This is a genomic window from Granulicella pectinivorans (genome assembly GCF_900114625.1).
Lineage (GTDB): Bacteria > Acidobacteriota > Terriglobia > Terriglobales > Acidobacteriaceae > Edaphobacter > Edaphobacter pectinivorans.
In genome coordinates this window covers 746,427-767,951 of the sequence record NZ_FOZL01000002.1, presented here as the reverse complement: position 1 = coordinate 767,951, position 21,525 = coordinate 746,427, and the positions used below count along the sequence as shown (strand labels likewise).

Below are 21,525 nucleotides of genomic sequence, written 5' to 3'. Positions count from 1 at the left end.
CGGAATCCGTGGCAGCGACCAGGGCTTGTGGAGATCAAGAAGGGCAATCTTATCTTGTGACTAATTTTGTTGCTTATTGATTCAGTATGCGGAGGGCTGGTTCGGGTTCGAAGTGGGCGCGGATTTTTGTTGCTATCGCTGGGCTGACTACGGCGGTGAGGGCATCGTGAGTGGCCTGGCTGACGCCGCGAATGGAGCCGAAGTGCTGCACTAACCGCTCGCGCGTGCGGGGGCCTACGCCTGGGATGTCGTCGAGTTCGGTAGTGCGGTCGCGCATCTGGCGGCGCTTGCGGTGGTAGGTGACGGCGAAGCGGTGGCTCTCGTCGCGGATCTTTTGCATGAGGTGCAGGACGGGGGAGCGGCGATCGAGGACGACGGGGTCACTCTCCTGGCCGTGGACGTAGATGATCTCCTCGCGCTTCGCGATGGAGGCGAGGGGCTGCAGGGTGACGCCGATCTCTTCGAGCGCGGCGTAGGCAGCATGCAACTGACCGAGGCCGCCGTCGATGAGGATGAGCGAAGGGAAGGGCTTCTTTTCGTCGAGAAGCTTTTTGTAGCGGCGCTGAATCACCTCGCGCATGGAGGCGAAGTCATCTACACCGGATACTGTTTTGATCTGGTATTTGCGATAGTCCGACTTCTTCATCTCGCCGTTTTCCCAGACGACCATGGACGCGACGGTCTCGGCACCCTGAATGTGCGAGATGTCGAAGCATTCGATGCGCTTTGGGAGTTCTTCGAGCGTGAGTGCGTCCTGGAGCGCCTCCTGAATCATCTTCTGGTTGGGCTGGAGGACACGGAAGCGCTGATCGTACGATTGTTTCGCGTTCTGGCAGACGAGATCGACGAGCGAGCGTTTGTCGCCTCGTTGTGGAGCGGCGATCTCGATGCGATGGCCGGTGCGCTCGCTGAGGGTCTCGGCGAGGAGCGTACGGTCTGGAAAATCTACGGGGACGTAGACAGATTTTGGGACATAAGACTGATCGAGATAGAGCTGCTTCAAGAGTGCGGAGAAGAACGCCGCTGGGGAGAAAACAACAGCGTCCGGGGTGTCGAATTCGGTAGTCAAATGGCCCGGCTGATCGCTGGTGCGCTCGGTCTCGTTGATAGCGGGTGCGGTGAAGGCGGGGTTTGGTTCGGGGTCGGTGTCTTCGTTGAGGTTGGCGATGAGCAGGTCAGGAAGGTCTTCCCAGAAGAAGTCGCGGCGATCGACGATCTTGCCTCCGCGCATGTGGAAGAGGTTGACGGCGAGCATCTGCTGTTCGTAGTGGAAGCCGAAGACGTCGGCGTCTTCGTTGTCGGCGGTGGCGATGCGCTGCTTGTCCTGCATCTGGTTCAGCGTGATCAGTTGGTCCCGGAGACGCGCGGCGAGCTCGAACTGTTCGTTCATGGCGGCGTCGTTCATGCGTTCGGTGATGCGAGCTTCGAGCTCCTGCGGCTTACCGTCGAGCAGGAGCTGCACATCGCGCACGGTCTGCTTGTAGAGTTCGGGGGTGGTGAGGCCCTCGACGCACGGGCCAAGGCAGCGCTTGATGTAGTACTGGAGGCAGGCGCGGGGGTGGTAGCGGTTGAGGTCTACTTTGCAGCTTGGGATGAGAAACGACCGATGGATGAGGTCGACCAGGCGGTGCGCGAGGTTGCCGGGAAAGTAGGGGCCGAAGTACTGGCCGCTATCCTTGCGAAGCTTGCGGGTAACGAAGACCTTGGGGTAGCGGTCACCCATGGTGAGCTTGATGTAGGGATAGGTCTTGTCGTCGCGCAGCAGGATATTGAAGCGGGGCTTGCGCTGCTTGATGAGGTTGTTTTCAAGGGCGAGTGCCTCGCGCTCGTTGTCGACGGTGATGTACTCAATGTCGACGGCCTCGCGCATGAGGGAGCCGGTCTTAGGGTTGTTGATCTGGTTGGCGTCGAGAAAGTAGCTGCGGACGCGGGAACGGAGGTTCTTCGCCTTGCCGACGTAAATGACCTCACCCTCGGCGTTCTTGTAGAGGTAGCAGCCGGGAGAGGTGGGGAGGGTGCGGATTTTGGCGAGGAGATCCATGCGCACCTTCTAGTTTAGTCTGGCGAGACGATGACCGATACGACTCCATTGCGGGATCCGCTGGCTTCGCTGGTGGGCGCGTGTCTGCTGGCGGGTACGGGCGGGATGCTGGACGTGATTGTTTTCCTCAACCAGAACCATGTGTTCGCGTGTGCGATGACGGGGAACGTGATCTTCATGGCGGTCGCGGCGGTGGGGCGGGACTGGGTGCAGGTGGGGCGGCATGGGGTTCTTCTGGTGGCGTTCTTCCTGGGGATTGCGGGTTCGATGTTTCTGCGCACGCGGCGTGCGGCGGTCTTTGGGATTGCGTTGCAGATTGTAGCGCTGGTGGGGTTGGGGTTTGTGCCGCGAGGGGTCTCGCCGGTGATGGTGACGGTGGTGATTGCGTTTTCGGCGTCGCTGCAGGTGGCTACGTTTCGCAAGGTCGATGGGATGGCATATAACTCGGCGTTTGTGACGGGTAACCTGCGGTCGGTGGCGGAGGCGGCGTACCTGTTGCTGTTTCCGCGGGAGCACGCGGCGATTGCGGAGGTGGAAAAGACGGATCCGGAGGAACAGCAGAGGGCCGTGGCCAGGGGACTCACTCTCGTGTGCGGGGCTTTTCTTGTGGGAGCCTTGCTGGGCGCGTGGCTGGCTCCGCGGTGGGGGAATCGGAGTCTTTGGGTGGTGGCGGTGCCTTTGGTGGTTACGCTGGGGATTGCATGGCGGCACCGCAGGGCGATGGAAGCGGCGAACGCGGAGGGGTAGTCGGAGTCTTGCTCCATCTCGCGGCGGGTGCCGCGAACCTTTCCGGGCCACCGATATCGATCGAATCAACCGGCTAACTGACGAATTCACAGTAGTTCGATTGGTTTTTCTTTGTCTGTGCCGGTCTTAGTCGACGTGCTTGCGGTAGCAGATCCAGATGAGTAACGACGCCAGTAGAACCCAGGCGAACTGGTACCAGTAAAAGAAAGGAAAACCAAAAAAAGTCGGTGTGGCGCGGGCGTAGAGCGCCGGGAAGCAGAGACCGAGGTAGGGCAGGACCAGCAGCCAGCGGTAGGCTCGGCCTTTCGATTGGGCGGGCTGCGGGTTGGGTTCGAGAGCCATCGGGGCGATGCTATCACGGTTCCGGGGTGTGGTTGGGCCTCTTGGTTCCGGTAAACTGGAAGGGATGCCTGCGAACGGTCTGCCAGCTTTGCCGAATCTGCCCGCGATGAACGACACCGGAGCCCGCGTGGCCGAGGCCGCGGCTATCATGGCGCATCTGCGCGGATCCGAGGGTTGTCCCTGGGACCGGGAGCAGACGTTTGATTCGATCAAGCACAACACGCTGGAGGAAACCTATGAGGTCTTCGATGCGATTGAGCGGCGGGCGTGGCCGGAGCTGAAGGATGAGTTGGGCGACATGCTGCTGCAGGTGCTTTTTTATGCGCAGATGGCGAGCGAGGCTGGGTATTTTTCGATGGCCGATGTGGCAGCGGGTTTGTCCGCGAAGCTGATTCGCAGGCATCCGCATGTGTTTGCGGATGGGACGGCGGATGATCCGGCGGCGGTGCAGACGACGTGGGATGCGGTGAAGGCTGAGGAGAAGAAGCTCGCTGGAACTGCGGCGGCTGGACTGCTGGGGGACGTTTCGCGGGCTATGCCGGCGATGACCGAGGCGCGGAAGCTGGGGGCCAAGGCGGCCAAGGTGGGGTTCGATTGGCCGGATGTTTCCGGGCTGGTGGAGAAGCTGCGGGAAGAGACTGCGGAGCTTGAGGTGGAGATTCGCGGCGCGTTGACACCCACATCCCAAGGACGGGATGTGGGGCACCCGGATTTGGGGCGTGTCGAAGATGAGTTGGGGGATTTGTTGTTTACGGCGGTGAACCTGGCGCGGCATATGAAGCTCGATCCGGAGACAGCGCTGCGGCGGGCGAATGCGAAGTTTCGCGGAAGGTTCGATGCGATGGAGACCGCGGCCGGTGGCCGTGAGGCTTTGGCGGGGATGAGTGCGGAAGAGCTCGATCAGCGATGGCGGGCGGCAAAGTTGGAGACGGCATGAGTGAAGCAGTAACGATACGGATTGAGAAGCTGACCACGCTGGAGCAGTTTGAGCGGTGCGTGGAACTACAGACCGCGGTCTGGAGCTACGACGCGGCGGATCTGATTCCGAAGCGAATGTTCCTGTTGGCGCACAAGATCGGCGGGGCGGTATTTGGCGGGATCGACGACCGTACGGGCGAGATCGTTGCTTTTGCGATGGGGTTGTCGGGGTATCGCGACCGCGTGCCGTACCTGCACTCGCATATGCTGGCCGTGCTGCCGGCGTATCGCAACCTGGGGATTGGGCGGAAGCTGAAGCTGGCGCAGCGGGACGATGCGATCGAGCGCGGGTTCGAGCTGATGGAGTGGACGTTCGATCCGCTGGAGATCAAGAATGCGCATTTGAATATCGCGCGGCTGGGTGCGGTGTGCCGGCGGTATGCGCGGAATTTTTATGGGTCTTCTTCTTCGCCTCTTCAGGGCGGACTGCCGACGGATCGGTTGTATGCGGAATGGTGGCTGCGCTCGGATAGGGTGGAGCGTATGCTGGAGGCCGAACGTACGTTGCCCGCGCCGGCTGCGGAAGAGCGTGTGTTTGTGCCGCGCGAGATTCCGGAGTGGAAGGCCGATGGTGTTTTGCGCGCGAAGGCCCTGGCGGTACAGACACACAATCGGGAAGAGCTGGAAGCGGCCTTTGCCAAAGGGCTGGCTGTGATTGGATATGAACGCACTGCGGAGGGCGATGGCGCCTTTCTGCTGGGCCCCGTACCGGATTTGAAACCAACGACACGTTAGGAATTGTTCATGCTTAAGATTGACCGCATCCATCTACGCGAGATCAACATGCCGCTCGCACACCCGTTTGAGACGAGCTTCGGATTGACGACGGCCCGGCGCATCATGCTTGTGGAGATCGAGGCCGAAGGGCTTACGGCCTGGGGCGAGTGCGTGGCGGGGGAGCATCCGTACTTCTCGGACGAGATGATCGACACGGCGTGGCTGATCGCGGAGACCGAGCTGGCTCCGCGGCTGGTGGGCGTGGAGATCGAGGGTGGCGGGTCGGTGCCGAAGCTGCTGGAGCAGGTGCGCGGGCACAGGATGGCCAAGGCGGCGTTCGAGAATGCGGTGTGGGATCTGGAGGCGCAGATGGAGGATGTGCCTCTGGGCAAGCTGCTGGGTGGCACGCGCGAGATCATTCCCTGCGGTGTGTCTATCGGGATTCAGCCGACGCCCGAGAAGTTGATGGAAAAGATCGAGACCGAGCTTGAGGCGGGCTACCAGCGCATCAAGCTGAAGTGCAAGCCGGGCTGGGATGTTTCGATCTTTGACATGGTGCGCAAGCGCTGGCCGGACATCCTTCTTTCGTGCGATGCGAACTCGGTATACCGGCTGAAGGATATCGACGCGATCGCGGCGTGGGATCAGTTCAAACTGTTGATGATCGAGCAGCCGCTCTGGTACGACGATTTCTACTTCCACTCGATGTTGCAGAAGCGCATCGAGACGGCGATCTGCCTGGACGAGTCGATTCGCAATCGACGCGATGCGCTGGCAGCGATCGACATGGAGTCCTGCCGGATCATCAACATCAAGGTGGGTCGCGTGGGTGGCTTCACGGAAGCCATCGCGGTGCATAATGCCGCACAGGAACGCGGGATTCCAGTGTGGTGCGGGGGCATGCTGGAGACGGGGATTGGGCGCGCGGCGAATGTGGCGCTGTCGTCGCTGCCGAACTTCTCGCTGCCCGGCGATGTCTCGGCTTCGAAGCGGTATTGGGCAGAGGACATCATCGAGCCGGAGGTTACGGTATCGAAACAGGGCGAGATCGTGGTGCCGACGACTGCAGGATCCGGGTTCACGGTCCGCACGGACCGCATCGAAAAGCTGACGGTGCGCCGCGCGACAATCTCCGCAAGGGCTGCGGTTACCGTTTAGCGTTGCGGCGTAATGGCCCCCATCTCAGCCGTGAGATGGGGGCTCTTCTTTTTGCACCTACTGCTGTTTGAGGGCGACAGTCGCGGGCTTCGGAAGCGGTGTGGCCAGAAGCGTCTTGATCGCCTCCTGGTAGGGCATTGCCGGGACCGGCGTGTAGCCTTCGCTGCTTACGCGCGAGTTTTCGCGGAAGGTCTTCAGCATCAGCGCGCGCACGGTAAGCTGCTCGGTGAAATGCGAGAAGATCCAGCGGGTGTTTGGATCATTTTGGGTGGGTGTTTGCTGCAGCATCAGCTTCCCGCCCGGATAGATGTGCGCCAGCATCCCCCATCCAAGGTTGACCCCCTGAAAGATGTCGCCTTCCATGCGGACCATGTGGTGTGTCCTGGCATCGATCCAGACGCGGCCTGCGAGGCCGGTGAGTGCTTCGGAGGTGGTGGTGGGCGGGTGCCATCCGGGATTGGGTTTGTAGTCGAGGACAACCTGTTCGCCGGGGAAGTCGGGAAGCTGCGGCTGGCCTGGCGCGTAGGAGAACACCATAGCGTCGGGCAGCATCTTGATCAGCTCGACCGCACGCTTTTTGCCACTGACATCGCCACTGACATGGCGTTTGTACTTATCGGGTGCGGCGATCATGTCATTGAGCCGCTGCTGCTCCCACTTATCTTCGTCTTCGGTCAGGGCGCGGCCATCTCGTTCGATCAATCGGGCAACGGTCCCATCCTTGCTCTCAATGACGTCGCGGAGCTGATCGCCTTTGGCGTCGATGACGTGCATTCGATAGCGCAGGTACTGGCCGGGGTGATCGATGACGGGAATTTCATTGTTGGCCGCGTCAAAGGCCCAGGTGCGGGGGGGCACGCTGAGCAGAAGAGCATGCGCCGATTGGGGTGAAAGTGGTTTTGAATCTGCGGAAGGCTGAGCCTGGAGCGCCATAGGCAGGACGAAGATTGAAGCTGCCAACGCGCGGGCCACCCCTGCAACGATCCTCGACGTGTGAGCTCTGCGCATCATCACCGGTTGGACGTATGAAGAGTGGAATGAGTTTCCCCCGTTTGCTTCCCAGTGTGAGGCTTGGGTATAGTTCGGGTCAGGCCCGCAGGATTTGCAGGGTGATCAAAGGGAGATGTCCGCATGAAGCCAGCAGAGGGTTCCACCGTTATTGGAAAGTCCGTCATCATCCGGGGCGATATCTCCGGCTCGGAGGACCTCTTCATGGACGGGGAGATTGAGGGAACCATCACCTTGACGGAGAGCCGACTGACGATCGGTCCGAACGCACGCGTGCGGGCCGACGTGAATGTGCAGGATGTCATTGTATTTGGACGAGTTGAAGGTAACGTGAAGGCAAGCGGACGTCTGGAGCTGCGGCAGTCGGCGAGTGTAGTGGGCGATATTCAAGCGGGACGTCTTTCGATCGAAGAGAGTGCCAGCCTGCGTGGACGTGTGGAGTTGACCGAGCCCGTACAGCGGCCGGCCACGCTGAATATCCGCTAAGTACGCTGGAACCAGCCGCACGACCCCTGAGAGAGAGACGCCGGCACCATGCGCAACCTGTTCAAGAGTTCGTCGGAGCACCGAGCGGTCGAGCCGAAGATCCCACGCTCCTCGAGCGGCTGGTCCGATCTGTATAAGCACCTGCAGACGACCGATTCGCTCCGTGTGCTCGATGTAGGGGCCACGTCTGCAAACAATATCAACTTCCTGACCGGGCTTGGCCATAGCGTCTACATGGCCAACTTCGTGGAGGATGCGGCGAAGCCCGAGTGGCAGGTCCCGGACGACAGCCCGGATGCGCGGCCAGGTGCGACGCGCTTCAACGCGGAGGGCTTTGTCGCGGAGAATATGGACTTCTCCGGTCGGCAGTTCGACGTCATTACGTTGTGGGATACGTTGGATTTTCTACCGGTGGATCTGGTAGCTCCCCTGGTCAATCGCCTGCACGAGGTGATGGCTCCCGGAGGGAAGCTGCTTGGCTTCTTTCACACGAAGATGCTTCCTGCGGAGACTTCTTTCTCGCGCTTTCATCTCACCGCGCAGAACCAGGTCGAGATGCAGAAGGTGGGTCAGTATCCTCTGGTGCAGGTGTTTCAGAATCGCCAGATCGAGAGGCTGTTTCAGGCTTACTCGAACTATAAGTTCTTCCTGGCAAAGGACAATCTAGCTGAAGTGATTGTGACGCGGTAAGACCGGCGCTTTCTCAACCCGGAGTCTTTAGCCCAAACGCGAAAACGGTAGATATCCGTAGTGGATGTCTACCGTTTTCGCGTTTGCCTGCAACTGCCTAAGTGGGCGGAAATTTGGGGGGTTGGGGAGAGCAGTTAGGCCTGCTTGCGGCGTTCGGCCCAGCGCTTTTTCATGGCGTCTGCAATACGCTTGCGGCCTTCCGGGCTCAGCTTGCGCTTGCGCGGTGCCGCTGCTTCAGGAGCAGCCTTGACGACGACATTCTTGCTCCCCTTGGGACGTCCACGGCCTGGGCTCTTGCGAACCACGTCCGTTCCCGAAAGAAGTTGCCGTGCCTGCTGCAACTTGGCGATCTGTGCATCGATTTCTGCGAGAATGCGACTTACTTCCATGTGTATCTCCGAGGCTTTTTAGCCATCGATCTAGTTTGAATTGACCAACCCTGGGACGAACGTGATGCGGATATTAGGTTAATATCTGCTCTTGACGATACATAAGTGATGTGTTTGATGCAAATAAATGAGGTATAGCTGTCGCGCTAAAGGTACTGAAGGAGTTAGACGGTGTTTACGGTTCGGAGTTTCCTTTTTACTGTGCGAAGACCATGCGTGCTCTTGAAGGAGGCGTGGTATGCGATCAATGTCCTACAGCTCCGGAAGAGGCTCTGGACTTTGGCTTTCTGCAGCGACACCGGTAGCAGTTCGCTAAAGCCCGAGTGGCCTGGATGGTAGACTCGACAGCGATGAAGACCCTCCCTCTGCGGCTTTGGGCGCTGGCCATTCTCTCCGGAATGCTCCAGGTACTCTCGTTTCCTCTTGCCGGTCCCGTGCCGGTGTGGCGCACAGCATTATGCTGGGTGGCGCTTTGGCCTTTGTTGTGTGCGCTAGCTGCGGACAACAAGGACGGGCGTCCCGTGAACGTGCTGCAGGCCACGTTTATCGGTTACTTAGCCGGTTTTGTTTTCTATCTCGGGAACTGCTACTGGATCTTTCAAACGATGAACATTTACGGGGGACTGCCGAAGCCTGTATCGGCGGGGATTCTGGTGTTGTTTGCACTTTATCTCGGGTTATATCTCGCATTGTTTGGGGCTCTTATGGCTTTCGCGCGAGTTAGGTTCGGGCGGCAGACGGCGATGGTGCTGGCTCCTTTTTTGTGGGTCGCCGTAGAACTGGCACGGGCCCGCATCACGGGCTTCCCTTGGGATCTTTTGGGCAACGCGCAGGTTGACAATCCCTTGCTCACGCGGCTTGCCCCCTGGGGCGGAGCGTATGCGATCTCCTTTGTGATTGCCGGGGTGAACGCGCTTTGGCTGATACGGATTCGGCTGCGTGAACGGAAGTATCTGCGCCCTGCCCTGGTGGTTGGGCTGGTCGTGCTCTGCGGGTTGTATCTTCTGGCGCTGCGCAGGTTGCCTGCGAGCCTGGAGTCTATCCCCACAGCGTCAGCAACGCTGGTGCAGGAGAATCTTGCGGTAGGTGCTGAGAGCAGCGGTCCGATGGAAACGCAGGCGGAGAGAATCTCTTCGTTCGCTCATCTCAGTCGCAATCCCGCGCATACCGAGTTACTCGGGATTCCGGAACTTGCCGGTACAAAAAGTGTGACGCTGCCGGAGTTTGCGTATGTGATGAAGCCGGGCAGGGAAGGGTATCAGCCGACGAATCTGATCGTGTGGCCTGAGGCCCCGTCGGAGTTTCATACGAATGATCCTGTCTTCGCCGCAAAGATGCATGAACTGGCAGACTCCACGCAGTCTCTCTTGATTGTGGGATCGCTTGGTGTGGTGCCGGATCCGCGCGTAGAACGCGGAGGATATGTCTATGATTCCGCCGCGGTATTTTCTCCGGGTGAGACAGGCAGTGGACGCTACGACAAGATTCACCTCGTGCCGTGGGGCGAATATATTCCTTTCAAGCGTTTCTTCTTCTTTGCCAATAAGCTGACGGCAGGCGTAGGCGATATGGATCCCGGCGCGGAGCGGACGGTGCTTCGTCGCGACGATCATGTCTATGGCATCTTTATCTGCTACGAGTCCATCTTCGGCGATGAGGTGCGGCAGTTCGTCAAGAAAGGCGCCGAGGTGCTGGTGAATATCTCGGACGACGGATGGTACGGGGATTCCGGCGCGGCGTGGCAGCATCTGAACATGGTGCGGATGCGCGCGATCGAGAACCATCGCTGGATCCTGAGGGCGACCAACACTGGAATTACGTCGACGATCTCCCCCAGCGGACGCGTAGTAGCTTCTATGCCGCGAAAGATCAGAGCGGCGATCAATGTGCCGTTCGGCTATGAACGCGATACGACGTTCTATACGCAGTATGGGGATGTATTTGCGTATCTGTGCGCTCTGGTTGCGGTGGGGATGTTGGCGCTTGGCTGCAGACGCGCGGTAAACTAGACGGATGTTAGATGATCTCGAATACAAATACTCCCCGGTGCGCGATAAGATTCGCGAACTGCGGGAGTATCTTTGACTCGGCGCGCTTGCGTCGTGAACTTGCTGTCATTGAAGAGAAGATTGCCGACCCCAGTGTATGGGCGGATGCTGCCAAGTCCCAGCCATTGATGCGTGAGCGCAAGCGTCTTGAGACGCTGCTGGCCGATGATACGGAACTGGCTCGGCGTTCCGATGATATCGAAGCCTACTTCGAACTGGCCCGGGAAGGCGAAGACACCGAAGGTGACCTCACGCGCGAGATCCCCGCACTGGTCGAGTTCGCCGAAAAGCTCGAATCGAAGACGATGCTCTCGGGCGAGACCGATCCTCTGAACGCCATCGTCACCGTACATCCCGGAGCCGGCGGCACCGAGAGCCAAGACTGGGCCGAGATGCTGATGCGGATGTACATCCGCTGGGGCGAGCGGCAGGGCTTCAAGGTGGAGATCAACGAAATTCAGGATGGCGACGAAGCTGGCATCAAGTCCGCTACCTTCACCATCTCGGGAGACTTCGTCTACGGTCTGCTTTCGGGTGAAACAGGCGTGCATCGGCTTGTCCGCATCTCGCCGTTCGACTCCGCCAAGCGCCGCCATACCAGCTTCGCGAGTTGCTTCGTCTCTCCTGAAATCGACGACACCATCGTGATCGACATCAAGACCGAAGATCTTCGTATCGACACCTATCGCTCCGGCGGTAAGGGCGGCCAGCACGTGAATACGACCGACTCCGCCGTCCGTATCACCCATCTTCCGACAGGTCTCGTGACGGGCTGCCAGAACGAGCGCTCACAGCACAAGAACAAGGAGCGCGCCATGAAGATGATGCGTTCGAAGCTGTATGAGTATGAGCTCGACAAGAAGAAGGCAGCCACACGCAAGATCGAAGACTCGAAGCTGGAGATCGGCTTCGGCTCGCAGATCAGGAGCTATGTGCTGCAGCCGTACCGCATGGCGAAGGATCTGCGCACGCGCGTCGAAGTCGGCGATGTGGACAAGGTGCTCGATGGCGATCTCGAACCGTTCATCCGCGGCTATCTGCGAATGCGGCGCGAGGGCAACATGCCGGCTGCGATCGATCCTGACGACGACCTCTAGCAACGTTAGCCAGACGTCGTCTGAGAGGATGATCGGAATCATTGTATGTGGATGACAAATCTCACTCGATCCCAGCGAGGAACGAGCGCAAGATAAGAGAGTTCGTGGCAGCGTAACTCTCTTATCCTGGAGGCCGGTGATGGCCAAGCTCTTTCCTCGTCCCGACTATGGCGTGGACGCCCCCGCGGTGATGCGGAATCTTTTTCTGTTCGGGTTTCTCTGCCTTCTGCTTGGGTTGGCGCTTCCGCATACGCTGCATCTGTTCGGGATCATTGCGCTCAGCTCTCAGAGCTTCTTCTGGCCTGCGGGCTTTCTCATTGGGGAAGGGTGCCTGTTTCTTTTGTATGTGAAGGTGGGTAAGTTCCGGCATCGGGACATGATGCTTGGTCTCCACTCATGGCGTGGCGATGAGCAGGTGCTCGATGTGGGATGTGGGCGGGGCCTTCTGCTCGCAGGTGCGGCGAAGAAGGTTCCCGATGGGCACGCGACGGGGATCGATGTCTGGTCGAACGTCGACATGGGCGGGAACTCAGCTTCGGCGACAACGCAGAATTTGCAGCTCGAAGGCTTGCTCGGCAACACAACGCTGATCAGCGTACCCGCGCAGGAGATGACCTTTGCGGACGGCACCTTCGATGTCATCGTCTCGAACCTCTGTATCCACAACATCTACGACCGACCAACCCGCATCGCGGCCCTGCACCAGATAGTGCGGGTGTTGAAACCTGGGGGAGTAGCCCTGATCTCGGACTACAAGCGGACCGCCGAGTATGCCGATGTGTTTTCGAAAGCCGGGATGGTTGTGGAGAAGAAGCGGGGAAGTTTCCTTACGACGTTTCCTCCGCTCACCGTGGTGGTGGCGCGCAAACCTCTGTAGGCCGCAACTTCGGCGAACCGGATGAAGGCCGGGTGCATCCAAATGGGCATGGCTACTGACGCGATGGAACCGCTGAAGCAACAACTGAAGGCGCTGCTGGAGGGTGGGCAGGCGCACGCTACGTTTGAGGACGCCGTGAAGGACTTCCCAGTGGACAAGCGGGCCGTGGTGCCGGAGAACCTTCCTTACTCGGCATGGCAGTTGCTGGAGCATATGCGCATCACCCAGAAGGACATCCTCGACTTCTCCGCGCCGCCCACGGGAGGATACCAGCACATCGAATGGCCCAAGGGCTATTGGCCGGAATCGCCGGAGCCTCCGTACCCAGGCTCGTGGGATAACACGGTCGCGGCAATCCGCAATGACCTCGAGAAGTTCCAGGCGCTGGTCGCAAACCCTGCCGCGGACCTCTTCAAGCCGTTCCGCTGGGGGCAGGGACAGAATCTTCTGCGCGAGGCGCTCCTGATCGCGGACCACTCTGCCTATCACCTTGGGGAGATCGTCCTGCTGCGCCGTCTGCTGGGTATCTGGAAGAAATCATGAACGAGCCTGAAGCAATCCGTGGGATGCTGAGAGCAAGGACACTCGCTGTGATCGGCGTGTCGGAGAACCCCGGCAAGCCCAGCCACTATGTCACGGCGTATATGCAGAGTCATGGGTTTATGGTGCATCCGGTGAATCCGGCGCTGGAGATGGTTCTGGGCGTGAGGTCCTACCCTTCGCTCACGGAATTGGTGGCTTCTGGCGTGAAGCCGGATGTCGTGAACGTCTTCCGTCTTCCGAACTTCATTCCGGCGATCGTGGACGAGATGATTGCGCTGGGACTGACGGACCTCTGGGTGCAGCAGGGAATCGTGCACCGCGAGGCTTCGGAGAAGGCGGAGGCTGCCGGGATCCGCGTCGTGATGGACCGGTGCATCATGGTGGAGCATCGGCTGTCTGGCGGTCGCTAGCTTCCGAATCCCCGATGCAGGGCTGCGCATCTACAATCGGTGGATATGTTCTCTCTTCGGCGCCTAACCTCTTCTTTTTTTCCGGCTGTTTTGCTTGCGATCGCCACGGTCAGTGGGCGAGCCCAACTCGTCACCGTGGGCGATGGTGGCCCGGGGCCGGTGAAAGCGCAGCATCTGACGGCGGAGTTGACCACGCTCGCCCCCTCCGTCAATCCGGGCGGGACCTTGCAGGCCGGTCTCGTGCTAACGCTCGAAGAGAAGTGGCATGTGTACTGGGCGAACGCGGGCGACTCGGGCCAGCCGCCAAAGATTACCTGGACGTTGCCCGAAGGCGTAACCGCAGGTCCTTTGCAGTTTCCGGCTCCTTCACGGCTTCCGCTCGGCCCGCTGATGGACTTCGGCTACGAAGACCTAGTCGCCTTTCCGCTGACGATCTCGGTTGCAAAAGACGTCAAGCCGGGGCCGATCCATCTGGACGCGATGGTGAACTGGCTGGTCTGTTCTTCGACCTGCATTCCCGGTAAGGCGCATCTCGGCCTCAACCTCACCGTCGTCGCGCAGCCCACGCCGGAGCCGGCGCGTGTTGGCGCGTTGGGCACAGCGCTGACGCTTCTTCCAACCGTTCTGCCGGCAACCGCAAAGTACTCCGTTATGGGTGGCGCAAAGGACTACGTTGTTACCCTGCTGACGACTGAGAAGACATCCAACGCCGAGTTTTACCCCTATGAGCAGGATCAGATCTGCAACGCAGCCGAGCAGACCCTGACGAAGATACCCGGTGGCGTCCAGATCCGGGTACCGCGTGCCGCGGCGACCGACGCGCCGGTAGGCACCGAATGCACCAAAACCGATAAGCTGGCGCCTCTTGCCAAGACCCTCCACGGCGTCCTCAAGCTCTCCGACAAGATCGCGTACGACGTCACGGGCCCGGTTGTGCCGGGCGAAGTTGCGGTCACTGTGGGCCAGGGCGGCGCGGCTAGCGGCATCACAATTCCCGTCGCGATTGGCCTGGCGTTCCTGGGCGGCATCATCCTGAATCTCATGCCGTGCGTGTTTCCTGTGCTCTTCCTCAAGGGGCTGGCGTTGGTGCAGTCCTCGACGAGTGAACGGAAGCAGTTGCGGATGCACGGCGTCGTCTACACACTGGGAATTCTCGTCAGCTTCTGGACGATCGTCGCCGCGCTTCTCATTGTGCGCGCGGGTGGAAGCCAGGCGGGATGGGGCTTCCAGTTGCAGTCGCCCATCTTCATCGCACTCCTCGCGCTTGGTCTTTTCTTCTTTTCGCTTTCGTTGGCGGGCCAGTTCGACCTTGGCCTCTCGCTGACCAGCGTAGGCGGTGGACTCGCGAAGAAGGAAGGCTACGCGGGCAGCTTCTTCACGGGCGTCCTTGCGACGATCGTAGCGACTCCATGCACCGCTCCGCTGATGGGCGCGGCGATCGGTTTCGCGCTGGCGCAGTCGGCTGGTGTCACCTTCGCGGTCTTTACGGCGCTTGGGCTTGGGCTTGCGGTGCCTTATCTCGCACTCAGCTTCCAGCCGGCCTGGACAAAGATCCTGCCGCGTCCGGGTGCCTGGATGGAGGTTCTGAAGCAGCTCACCTCGGTTCCACTCTTCATCACCGTGGCCTGGCTGCTCTGGGTGTACGGAAACCTGTTTGCCTCCTCGACCGTGCCTTCGAACGGTGTGGACCACGAGTCGCTGCTTCTGCTGAGCCTGATTCTTCTGGCGATTGCTGGATGGGCGCTTGGCCGGTGGCCGGCCAAGTTGAAGAGCTCCGTGACGGCTTTTGTCCTGGGCGCAATTGCTGTGGCAATTCCGCTCTACCAGCCGAAGGACACGACGCTGGTGTGGGCTCCCTACACCACACAGGCAGTGGCCGATGCGCGCGCCGAAGGCAAGCCCGTCTTCATCGACTTCACGGCGGCCTGGTGCCTCTCCTGCCAGGTGAACGAGAAGCTTGTGTTGAAGTCTGCGGAGGTCCAGAAGGTGCTCGCGGACAAGCACGTCACACTCATTCGCGCCGACTGGACGCAGTACGATCCTGCGATCACGCGTGAACTCGCGGCGGTCGACCGCTCCGGCGTGCCGACCTACGTCATCTATCCGGCGGGCAAGGATACGAAGGCGGATGTTCTGCCTGAGGTCCTGACCAAGCAACTGGTGCTGGACGCACTGGCAAAGGATACAAAGCAATGAGCGCAGATGAGAAGGCCATTCGCGAAGTCGTGGCTCAGTGGGCAAGGGCGACAAGCGAGGGCGATATCGTGACGATCATGAACCTGATGACCGAGGATGTCGTGTTTCTCACGCCAGGAAACCCGCCGATGATGCGTGAGGCCTTCCGGACGGGCTTTGAGAACATGATCCGCAATGTCACGGTGAAGGCGAAGCCCGATGCGAAGAGCCTTAACATCACGGTGGAGGGCGACGTGGCGATAACATGGGGCGGGCTCGAGATTGAGATCAAGCCGAAGACAGGCGGACCTGCCCGCATCGCAAAGGGACATACGCTGAGCGGGTTTCGCCGCGGCGTGGACGGCCAGTGGCGGATCTTCCGCGATGCCAATCTGCTGTCGGCGTTCAAGGGCTAGAAGCGAGTCCTGCGGGAGTTCACACGCCCCGTTACTGCTTCGCCGGGCTCTCCCGCTGGTCGAGAACAAGTCTCATTGCCGACCAGCAGGAGAGCCCACCACGAAGCTCGATCCCGTCACTTCGGATATTTAAACGTTGAACTTGAAGAAGAGGATATCGCCGTCCTTGACGATGTACTCCTTGCCTTCCGACCGCAGCAGCCCCTTCTCCTTCACGGCCTGCTCGCTGCCATACTTGAAGAGATCGTCGCAGTGGTAGCAGTCGGCCTTGATGAAGCCCTTCTCGAAGTCCGAGTGAATCACACCCGCCGCTCCCGGACCCTTGGTTCCGCGACGGATCGTCCACGCACGAACCTCCTGCACACCGGCCGTGAAGTAGGTGATGAGATCCAGCAACCGGTAAGCGGAGTGAATCAGCCGGTTGAGTCCCGGTTCCTCCAGTCCCATGCCTTCCAGGAACTCGGCCCGCTCAGAGGGCTCAAGCTGCGCAATCTCCGACTCCATCGAGCCGCAAATGCGGACGACCTGGCTACCGTCTTCTTTCGCGCGGCCTTCGACGGCATCCACCCACGGATTATGCCCCGTGAGGCCATCCTCGTCGACATTCGCGACATAAAGGACAGGCTTCATGGTGATCAGGTGCAGATCGCGCATGAAGGGCTTCTCTTCTTCGGTCAGTTCTACGGTACGCGCCGGACGCCCATCGCGCAGGGCCTCCAGAAGCTTCTCGAGCGCGGACCCTTCGGTCCTCACCTTGTGCTCCGCAGAGGTGCCCTTGAGCTGTTTTTCAATGCGTCCGTAGCGCTTCTCGACCGAGTCGAGATCTGCCAGCAGAAGCTCCGTGTTGATGATGTCGATATCGTGCAGGGGGTTCACGCCACCCGCGACGTGAATCACCTCCGGGTCGGCAAAGCAGCGCACAACGTGGCAGACAGCATCGGTCGACCGGATGTGCCCCAGGAACTGATTCCCCAGCCCTTCGCCCTTGCTCGCGCCCTCGACGAGGCCGGCGATGTCGATGAACTCCATCGTCGTCGGAATGGTGCGATTCGGCTTAACGAACGCGGTGATCTTGTCGAGGCGCGGATCCGGCACGGTGACGACGCCGGTGTTGGGGTCAATGGTGCAGAAGGGGTAGTTCGCGGCCTGGGCCTTGGCTGAGGTCAGTGCGTTGAAGATAGTGCTTTTTCCGACGTTGGGCAGGCCAACGATTCCGCAGTTCAAAGGCATTCTGGTTCTTCTTTCTTCCTAAACTTGGGTGCGTGGCGCGTCATGCGCGCTCAGGAACGCTCTCTTTATTATGCCCTCTTGTTATGATGAGCCGCATGGCGGACACAACAGGGTCGGGACGGTTCGATATCAACGAGATTGCGCGGTCGTTTCCTGAAACCGCGGAGACGATGCTGCTGGACAAATACCTGTCCGATGAGCCGGAGGTCAGTGCGCGCGTCTTTCGCGTCTATACGCCGACGCCGGCGCACTATCACCAGCACTGCGACGAGCATCTGTTCGTGCTCTCGGGGCGAGGAACGATGTGGATTGGCGAGCCATCGAACGTGGTGCCCTTCGAGCCGGGAATTCTCCTGAAGTTCAAGCGCAACACAGTCCACGCCATGCCCGAGATGACGGAGGAGCCGGTGATCTTTCTCGCCATGGATACACCGCGCCGCCAGCCAACCGATGTGGTCTTTGTCGATTCCGCGGACGGCACCGCGCAGAGCTTCATCAAGGGCTATTAGAGGTGATAGTAGTGGTCGGCGGCGAGGACCAGCACCAGCGTAATCGCCGCAATGGCAATTTCGCCAATGGCCCCCACGGCAAAGGGCTTGAACCCTTGCTTCAGCAGTCCCTTGAAGCTCGTGCTCAAACCCACGCCCGCAAACGTAAGTAGGAAAGCCCACCGGCTCAGATTGCCGAGCGCCAGGATCTGCGCGCGGTCGAAGCCGTAGTGGATGAAGGGCGCGAGGCTAGGAAAGAGCTTTGGATTGAGCGTACCGAGGGTCGCCAGCAGCGAAATAAAGAGGAATCCAAGCACAAACTTCGGAAATTTCTTCCATAGAAAAGCCCCCTTATGCTCGATTGCGGCGGCCTGTCCCTTGCGTGCCCAGTAGAGCGCATAGCCCAGCACCACGAAACCGATGCAGGCGTTGCGGCACGTCTTGGCGAGGACGGCGTACTTGCCGGCGGCGTCTGAGTAGAGCGCTCCGGCTGCGGTGGCCTCTGCGGTGTTATCCACGGCCAGACCGGTCCACAGGCCGTAGGCGTGGTCGGACATGTGGAGGGCGTGTCCGATGAGCGGGAAGAAGACGAGCGAGATGGCTCCGAGAGCAAGGATGGCGGCGATGGCGATGGAGGAGTCTTCTTCGTCAGCCTCGATCGCGCCCTGCGTCGCAATGATGGCGGAGACGCCGCAGACGCTTGAACCCACGGCCAGCAGAGAGATGAGCTTGGGGCGAAGTTTGAAGATGCGGCCCAGGTAGGTCATGAACGTCAGCGCCATCGCAAGCTCGATCACGATCAGCACGAACGAGATGCCGGAGAGCTTGAGGATGTCGCCGAGGATAAAGCGCGCGCCGAGCAGGATAATGCCGGCTTTGAGCCAGAACTCATAGGTGGCCACGCCGGCTTTGAAGATGCGCGGGAGGCCGACGGTGTTCGCGATGAGTACGCCGATGAGGATGGCCCAGAGGACGTACTCAATGTTCGGCAACACAAGATGGTGCGCCTTGCCATAGCGTGCGATGGACTGTTCAATGAACTTGCCGGCGTAGCCGACGACGAAGAGCAGGGCGATGCCGGGAAGGAGGCGGAGTGGGCTGTTTTCGCTCATGGGGTCTCCTTACCAGGCTACGGTCTTGATGATGTGGGTGCCGACGAGCAGCGCGAGGAAGAGAGAGAGGACGACTGCCCAGAGGTCGGTCGAAAGGGCGAACTTCTTCGTGGCGGGTGCCATGGATGCTCCTTGGGAGAGAAAGAAAAATGCAGAAGAGGAGAAGGATGCGGGGCGGGATCAGCAACAACAAAAGAGCAGCATACAGGGCGCGGAGGAGGGGTGGAGCGGGTTCTGCATGGGTTTCTAAGATGTACCACGAGTCCGGGGTGCCCAATATTAATTTTCGGGGCGCAGCTTTTCGCTTTTGATGCGGCGGATCTCTTCCATGCGGGCGCCAAGCTGTTTTTCACGTCCTTGGTCGGTCGGGGTGTAATAGCGGCGGTTCGCCAGGTTTGCCGGCAGGCAGTCCATCGCGGCGACTCTGCCCTCGACATCGTGAGCATACTGATAGTCCTTACCGTAGTCGAGCGACTTCATCAGCTTCGTGGGAGCGTTGCGCAGATGCAGCGGAACCGGGTCGGCGGAGGTGTTCTGGATATCTGCCTGCACGGCTGCGTATGCGGTATAAACTGCGTTTGATTTGGGCGCGAGTGCGAGATAGACCACAGCCTGCGCCAACGCCAGGCCGCCCTCAGGCTGTCCCAGAAAATGCATCGCGTCACGAGCGCTCAGACAGAGATTCAATGCCTCCGGAGCAGCCAGTCCAATATCCTCGACAGCCATCCGAACCACGCGCCGAGCCACGTACATGGGGTCTTCGCCGGCCTCCAGCATGCGTCCCAGCCAATAGAGCGCCGCGTCAGCGTCGGAGTTGCGCACGCTTTTATGCAGTGCGGAGATGATGTCGTAGTGCTGCTCGCCCTTTTTGTCGTAGAGCAGCACGCGCCTCTGCATCGCCTCCGACGCAAGCGCCTTGGTCAGGATTGTTTCGCCGCGCCCGGTGGCGAGCGAGACGGCAACTTCCAGCGCGTTCAGCGCGTTGCGAGCGTCTCCGCTGGTAAAGGCGGCGATGGTCGCAAGAGCCTCGTCGTCTGTCTCGATATGCTGCGCCCCGAGACCGCGCTCGCTATCGCGCAAGGCACGCTCCAGCAGACCGATAACCTGCGCTTCGGTAAGTCCCTGCAGCGTATAGACACGGCAGCGCGACAGAAGTGCGGCGTTGATCTCGAACGAAGGGTTCTCGGTCGTCGCCCCGATCAGGCGAATCGTCCCGCGTTCGACATAGGGAAGAAACGCGTCCTGCTGTGCCTTGTTGAAACGATGGATCTCGTCGACAAATAGAATGGTGCGCGAGCCGAAACCTGCGGCCTTTTCCGCCTCGACCATCACCTGTTTGATCTCTTTGATGCCGGAGAGCACAGCCGAAAACTCGATAAAGCTCGCCTCCGTCCGCTGCGCGATGATCTTCGCGAGCGTCGTCTTTCCGGTGCCCGGAGGCCCCCAGAAGATCATCGACGTGGAGTCGTCATGCTCAATGGCAAGACGCAGCGGCTTGCCCGGCCCGAGAAGATGGTCCTGGCCAACATACTCATCGAGCGTGCGTGGACGCATGCGCTCCGCCAGCGGAACCTTACGGGTGCTCGCGGCGGCCAGGGGAGAGACGTCGAACAGACTCATTCCGAAACTCCGCGCTGGCGGCTGGCCTCATAGAGCAGCAGCGACCCGGCAATGGCGGCGTTCAGGCTCTCGACCGGACCGGGGCAGGGGATCGTGATAAGCGCGTCAGCCAGATCGATGAACTTCTGCCCAAGGCCGGCGCCTTCATTCCCAATCAGCAGCGCGCAGTCCTGGGTAAAGTCGGCGGCTCCGGCGGCAACCACATTCTCTCCTGCGGCGACCGCGGCAAAAAGACGAATCCCGCGCGCCTTCAGCCCCACGAGCTCAGCCTCCGTCACCGCCACGACGGGCATGCGGAAGACGGATCCGGCCGAGGCGCGAAGTGCCTTCTGGTTCCAGGCGTTCACCGTGCCCAGCGTGGTGAGAACGCCGGTCGCGCCAAAGGCCTCGGCGGAGCGGATCAGGGTCCCCAGGTTACCTGGATCCTGCAGGCCAACCGCGACCAGCAGCAAAGGCTCACCCCGCAGGGCTTCGGCGAGATCCCACTGCTTGGGCAACACAAGCGCGGCAATGCCCTGCGGCGACTGCGTCTCGACGGCGCTCTGCAGCACCTCGTTCGAGCAACGGAGGACCTCTACGCCAGCCGGCAGTCCGCGCGGGACTACCCGGCGCTCGGAGACGAAGACGGTTTTGAGTAAAAGGCCCGAGCGGAGCGCCTCGTGGACCAACGTCTCGCCCTCGATGGCGATCAGACCACCGCTCAGGCGTGCGTTCCCGGAGGTTGCTGCCCGTAGCTGCTTTACCCGCGCGTTGGCTCGGCTGGTAACGACGAAGTCCGGCATCGCGGCGGATTCTCTCATCTTTAAAGGATACGCGTTCTCATGCGTCGTCATCCTTTCCCCTGAATCCCCAGTTGGAATGAGACGACGATCAACGGCAGAACATCACGATTTCGCACGACCGCGAGCGGTCTATCCGGGACGAAACGACCGCGCCGCGAGCTGCCGGAACGT

At 60.3% G+C, this 21,525-nt stretch carries 22 protein-coding genes; 14 read left to right on the top strand and 8 right to left on the bottom strand.

Annotated features, from left to right (window positions below):
- Nucleotides 1-73: 73 nt before the first annotated feature.
- Entirely contained in the window at nt 74-2,041 is a 1,968-nt protein-coding gene (gene uvrC / locus BM400_RS21135) for an excinuclease ABC subunit UvrC (protein WP_089843704.1), read from the bottom strand.
- Between the two features lie 30 nt (nt 2,042-2,071).
- Here uvrC and BM400_RS21130 point away from each other — a divergent pair, with 30 nt between their 5' ends.
- Nucleotides 2,072-2,788, top strand: a complete 717-nt coding sequence (locus BM400_RS21130; RefSeq protein WP_089843701.1) for a YoaK family protein — start codon at nt 2,072-2,074, stop codon at nt 2,786-2,788.
- A gap of 126 nt (nt 2,789-2,914) precedes the next feature.
- Here BM400_RS21130 and BM400_RS21125 read toward each other — a convergent pair whose 3' ends face one another.
- Entirely contained in the window at nt 2,915-3,130 is a 216-nt protein-coding gene (locus BM400_RS21125; RefSeq protein WP_089843699.1) for a DUF3311 domain-containing protein, read from the bottom strand.
- Between the two features lie 64 nt (nt 3,131-3,194).
- Between BM400_RS21125 and mazG the strand changes: the two genes are divergently transcribed.
- The 3 genes from mazG to menC are packed head-to-tail and all read left to right on the top strand — an operon-like array spanning nt 3,195 to nt 5,983.
- Nucleotides 3,195-4,067 carry a nucleoside triphosphate pyrophosphohydrolase gene (gene mazG, locus BM400_RS21120; RefSeq protein WP_342714614.1) on the top strand — a complete coding sequence of 291 codons (873 nt, stop codon included), beginning with the start codon at nt 3,195-3,197 and terminating at the stop codon, nt 4,065-4,067.
- Nucleotides 4,064-4,843 (top strand): GNAT family N-acetyltransferase, encoded by a 780-nt coding sequence (locus BM400_RS21115; protein WP_089844045.1) that lies wholly within the window; start codon nt 4,064-4,066, stop codon nt 4,841-4,843. The genes mazG and BM400_RS21115 overlap by 4 nt, the downstream gene beginning before the upstream one ends.
- 9 nt (nt 4,844-4,852) lie before the next feature.
- Nucleotides 4,853-5,983 (top strand): o-succinylbenzoate synthase, encoded by a 1,131-nt coding sequence (gene menC / locus BM400_RS21110; protein WP_089843696.1) that lies wholly within the window; start codon nt 4,853-4,855, stop codon nt 5,981-5,983.
- A 57-nt stretch (nt 5,984-6,040) separates the two neighbouring features.
- Here menC and BM400_RS21105 read toward each other — a convergent pair whose 3' ends face one another.
- Nucleotides 6,041-6,841: a hypothetical protein gene (locus BM400_RS21105; RefSeq protein ID WP_141224036.1), complete on the bottom strand. Its 801-nt coding sequence runs from the start codon at nt 6,839-6,841 to the stop codon at nt 6,041-6,043.
- A gap of 273 nt (nt 6,842-7,114) precedes the next feature.
- Here BM400_RS21105 and BM400_RS21100 point away from each other — a divergent pair, with 273 nt between their 5' ends.
- Together BM400_RS21100 and BM400_RS21095 are read left to right on the top strand one after the other, a co-directional pair.
- Complete coding sequence (locus BM400_RS21100) at nt 7,115-7,477, top strand: bactofilin family protein (RefSeq protein WP_089843692.1); 363 nt, start codon at nt 7,115-7,117, stop codon at nt 7,475-7,477.
- A 48-nt stretch (nt 7,478-7,525) separates the two neighbouring features.
- On the top strand, nt 7,526-8,167 hold the full coding sequence (locus BM400_RS21095; RefSeq protein ID WP_089843690.1) for a methyltransferase domain-containing protein: 642 nt from the start codon (nt 7,526-7,528) through the stop codon (nt 8,165-8,167).
- A gap of 134 nt (nt 8,168-8,301) precedes the next feature.
- Here the strand turns inward: BM400_RS21095 and BM400_RS21090 are convergent, their stop codons facing one another.
- Nucleotides 8,302-8,556 carry a hypothetical protein gene (locus BM400_RS21090; RefSeq protein WP_089843688.1) on the bottom strand — a complete coding sequence of 85 codons (255 nt, stop codon included), beginning with the start codon at nt 8,554-8,556 and terminating at the stop codon, nt 8,302-8,304.
- 350 nt (nt 8,557-8,906) lie between these two features.
- Between BM400_RS21090 and lnt the strand changes: the two genes are divergently transcribed.
- The 7 genes from lnt (at nt 8,907) to BM400_RS21055 (ending at nt 16,122) form a co-directional block, all read left to right on the top strand.
- Nucleotides 8,907-10,565 (top strand): apolipoprotein N-acyltransferase, encoded by a 1,659-nt coding sequence (lnt, locus tag BM400_RS21085; protein ID WP_245782071.1) that lies wholly within the window; start codon nt 8,907-8,909, stop codon nt 10,563-10,565.
- Nucleotides 10,566-10,569: 4 nt separating this feature from the next.
- A protein-coding gene (gene prfB, locus BM400_RS21080; RefSeq protein WP_141224035.1) for a peptide chain release factor 2 occupies nt 10,570-11,701 on the top strand; the annotation gives its coding sequence in 2 pieces (ribosomal slippage) (nt 10,570-10,638 and nt 10,640-11,701; 1,131 coding nt in all).
- A gap of 139 nt (nt 11,702-11,840) precedes the next feature.
- Entirely contained in the window at nt 11,841-12,578 is a 738-nt protein-coding gene (locus tag BM400_RS21075; protein WP_089843683.1) for a class I SAM-dependent methyltransferase, read from the top strand.
- Between the two features lie 48 nt (nt 12,579-12,626).
- Nucleotides 12,627-13,121, top strand: coding sequence for a DinB family protein (locus BM400_RS21070; RefSeq protein ID WP_217644139.1), 495 nt, complete (start codon nt 12,627-12,629; stop codon nt 13,119-13,121).
- Nucleotides 13,118-13,531: a CoA-binding protein gene (locus BM400_RS21065; RefSeq protein WP_089843679.1), complete on the top strand. Its 414-nt coding sequence runs from the start codon at nt 13,118-13,120 to the stop codon at nt 13,529-13,531. Before BM400_RS21070 ends, BM400_RS21065 begins: the two co-directional genes overlap by 4 nt.
- A gap of 45 nt (nt 13,532-13,576) precedes the next feature.
- Entirely contained in the window at nt 13,577-15,727 is a 2,151-nt protein-coding gene (locus tag BM400_RS21060) for a protein-disulfide reductase DsbD family protein (RefSeq protein WP_089843677.1), read from the top strand.
- Nucleotides 15,724-16,122, top strand: a complete 399-nt coding sequence (locus tag BM400_RS21055; protein WP_089843673.1) for a YybH family protein — start codon at nt 15,724-15,726, stop codon at nt 16,120-16,122. The genes BM400_RS21060 and BM400_RS21055 overlap by 4 nt, the downstream gene beginning before the upstream one ends.
- Before the next feature lie 129 nt (nt 16,123-16,251).
- On the opposite strand, the gene ychF is transcribed toward BM400_RS21055, so the two are convergent.
- Nucleotides 16,252-17,352, bottom strand: a complete 1,101-nt coding sequence (gene ychF / locus BM400_RS21050) for a redox-regulated ATPase YchF (RefSeq protein ID WP_089843671.1) — start codon at nt 17,350-17,352, stop codon at nt 16,252-16,254.
- A 95-nt stretch (nt 17,353-17,447) separates the two neighbouring features.
- Between ychF and BM400_RS21045 the strand changes: the two genes are divergently transcribed.
- Nucleotides 17,448-17,861 (top strand): cupin domain-containing protein, encoded by a 414-nt coding sequence (locus tag BM400_RS21045; protein WP_089844037.1) that lies wholly within the window; start codon nt 17,448-17,450, stop codon nt 17,859-17,861.
- On the opposite strand, the gene BM400_RS21040 is transcribed toward BM400_RS21045, so the two are convergent.
- The 3 genes from BM400_RS21040 to BM400_RS21030 form a co-directional block, all read right to left on the bottom strand.
- A complete protein-coding gene (locus tag BM400_RS21040; RefSeq protein WP_089843667.1) occupies nt 17,858-18,952 on the bottom strand; it encodes a YeiH family protein in 1,095 nt (364 codons plus the stop codon). The genes BM400_RS21045 and BM400_RS21040 overlap by 4 nt on opposite strands.
- A 279-nt stretch (nt 18,953-19,231) precedes the next feature.
- Nucleotides 19,232-20,572, bottom strand: a complete 1,341-nt coding sequence (locus BM400_RS21035; RefSeq protein WP_089843665.1) for a replication-associated recombination protein A — start codon at nt 20,570-20,572, stop codon at nt 19,232-19,234.
- Nucleotides 20,569-21,372, bottom strand: a complete 804-nt coding sequence (locus tag BM400_RS21030) for a TrmH family RNA methyltransferase (protein WP_245782070.1) — start codon at nt 21,370-21,372, stop codon at nt 20,569-20,571. Before BM400_RS21030 ends, BM400_RS21035 begins: the two co-directional genes overlap by 4 nt.
- Between the last annotated feature and the right edge of the window lie 153 nt (nt 21,373-21,525).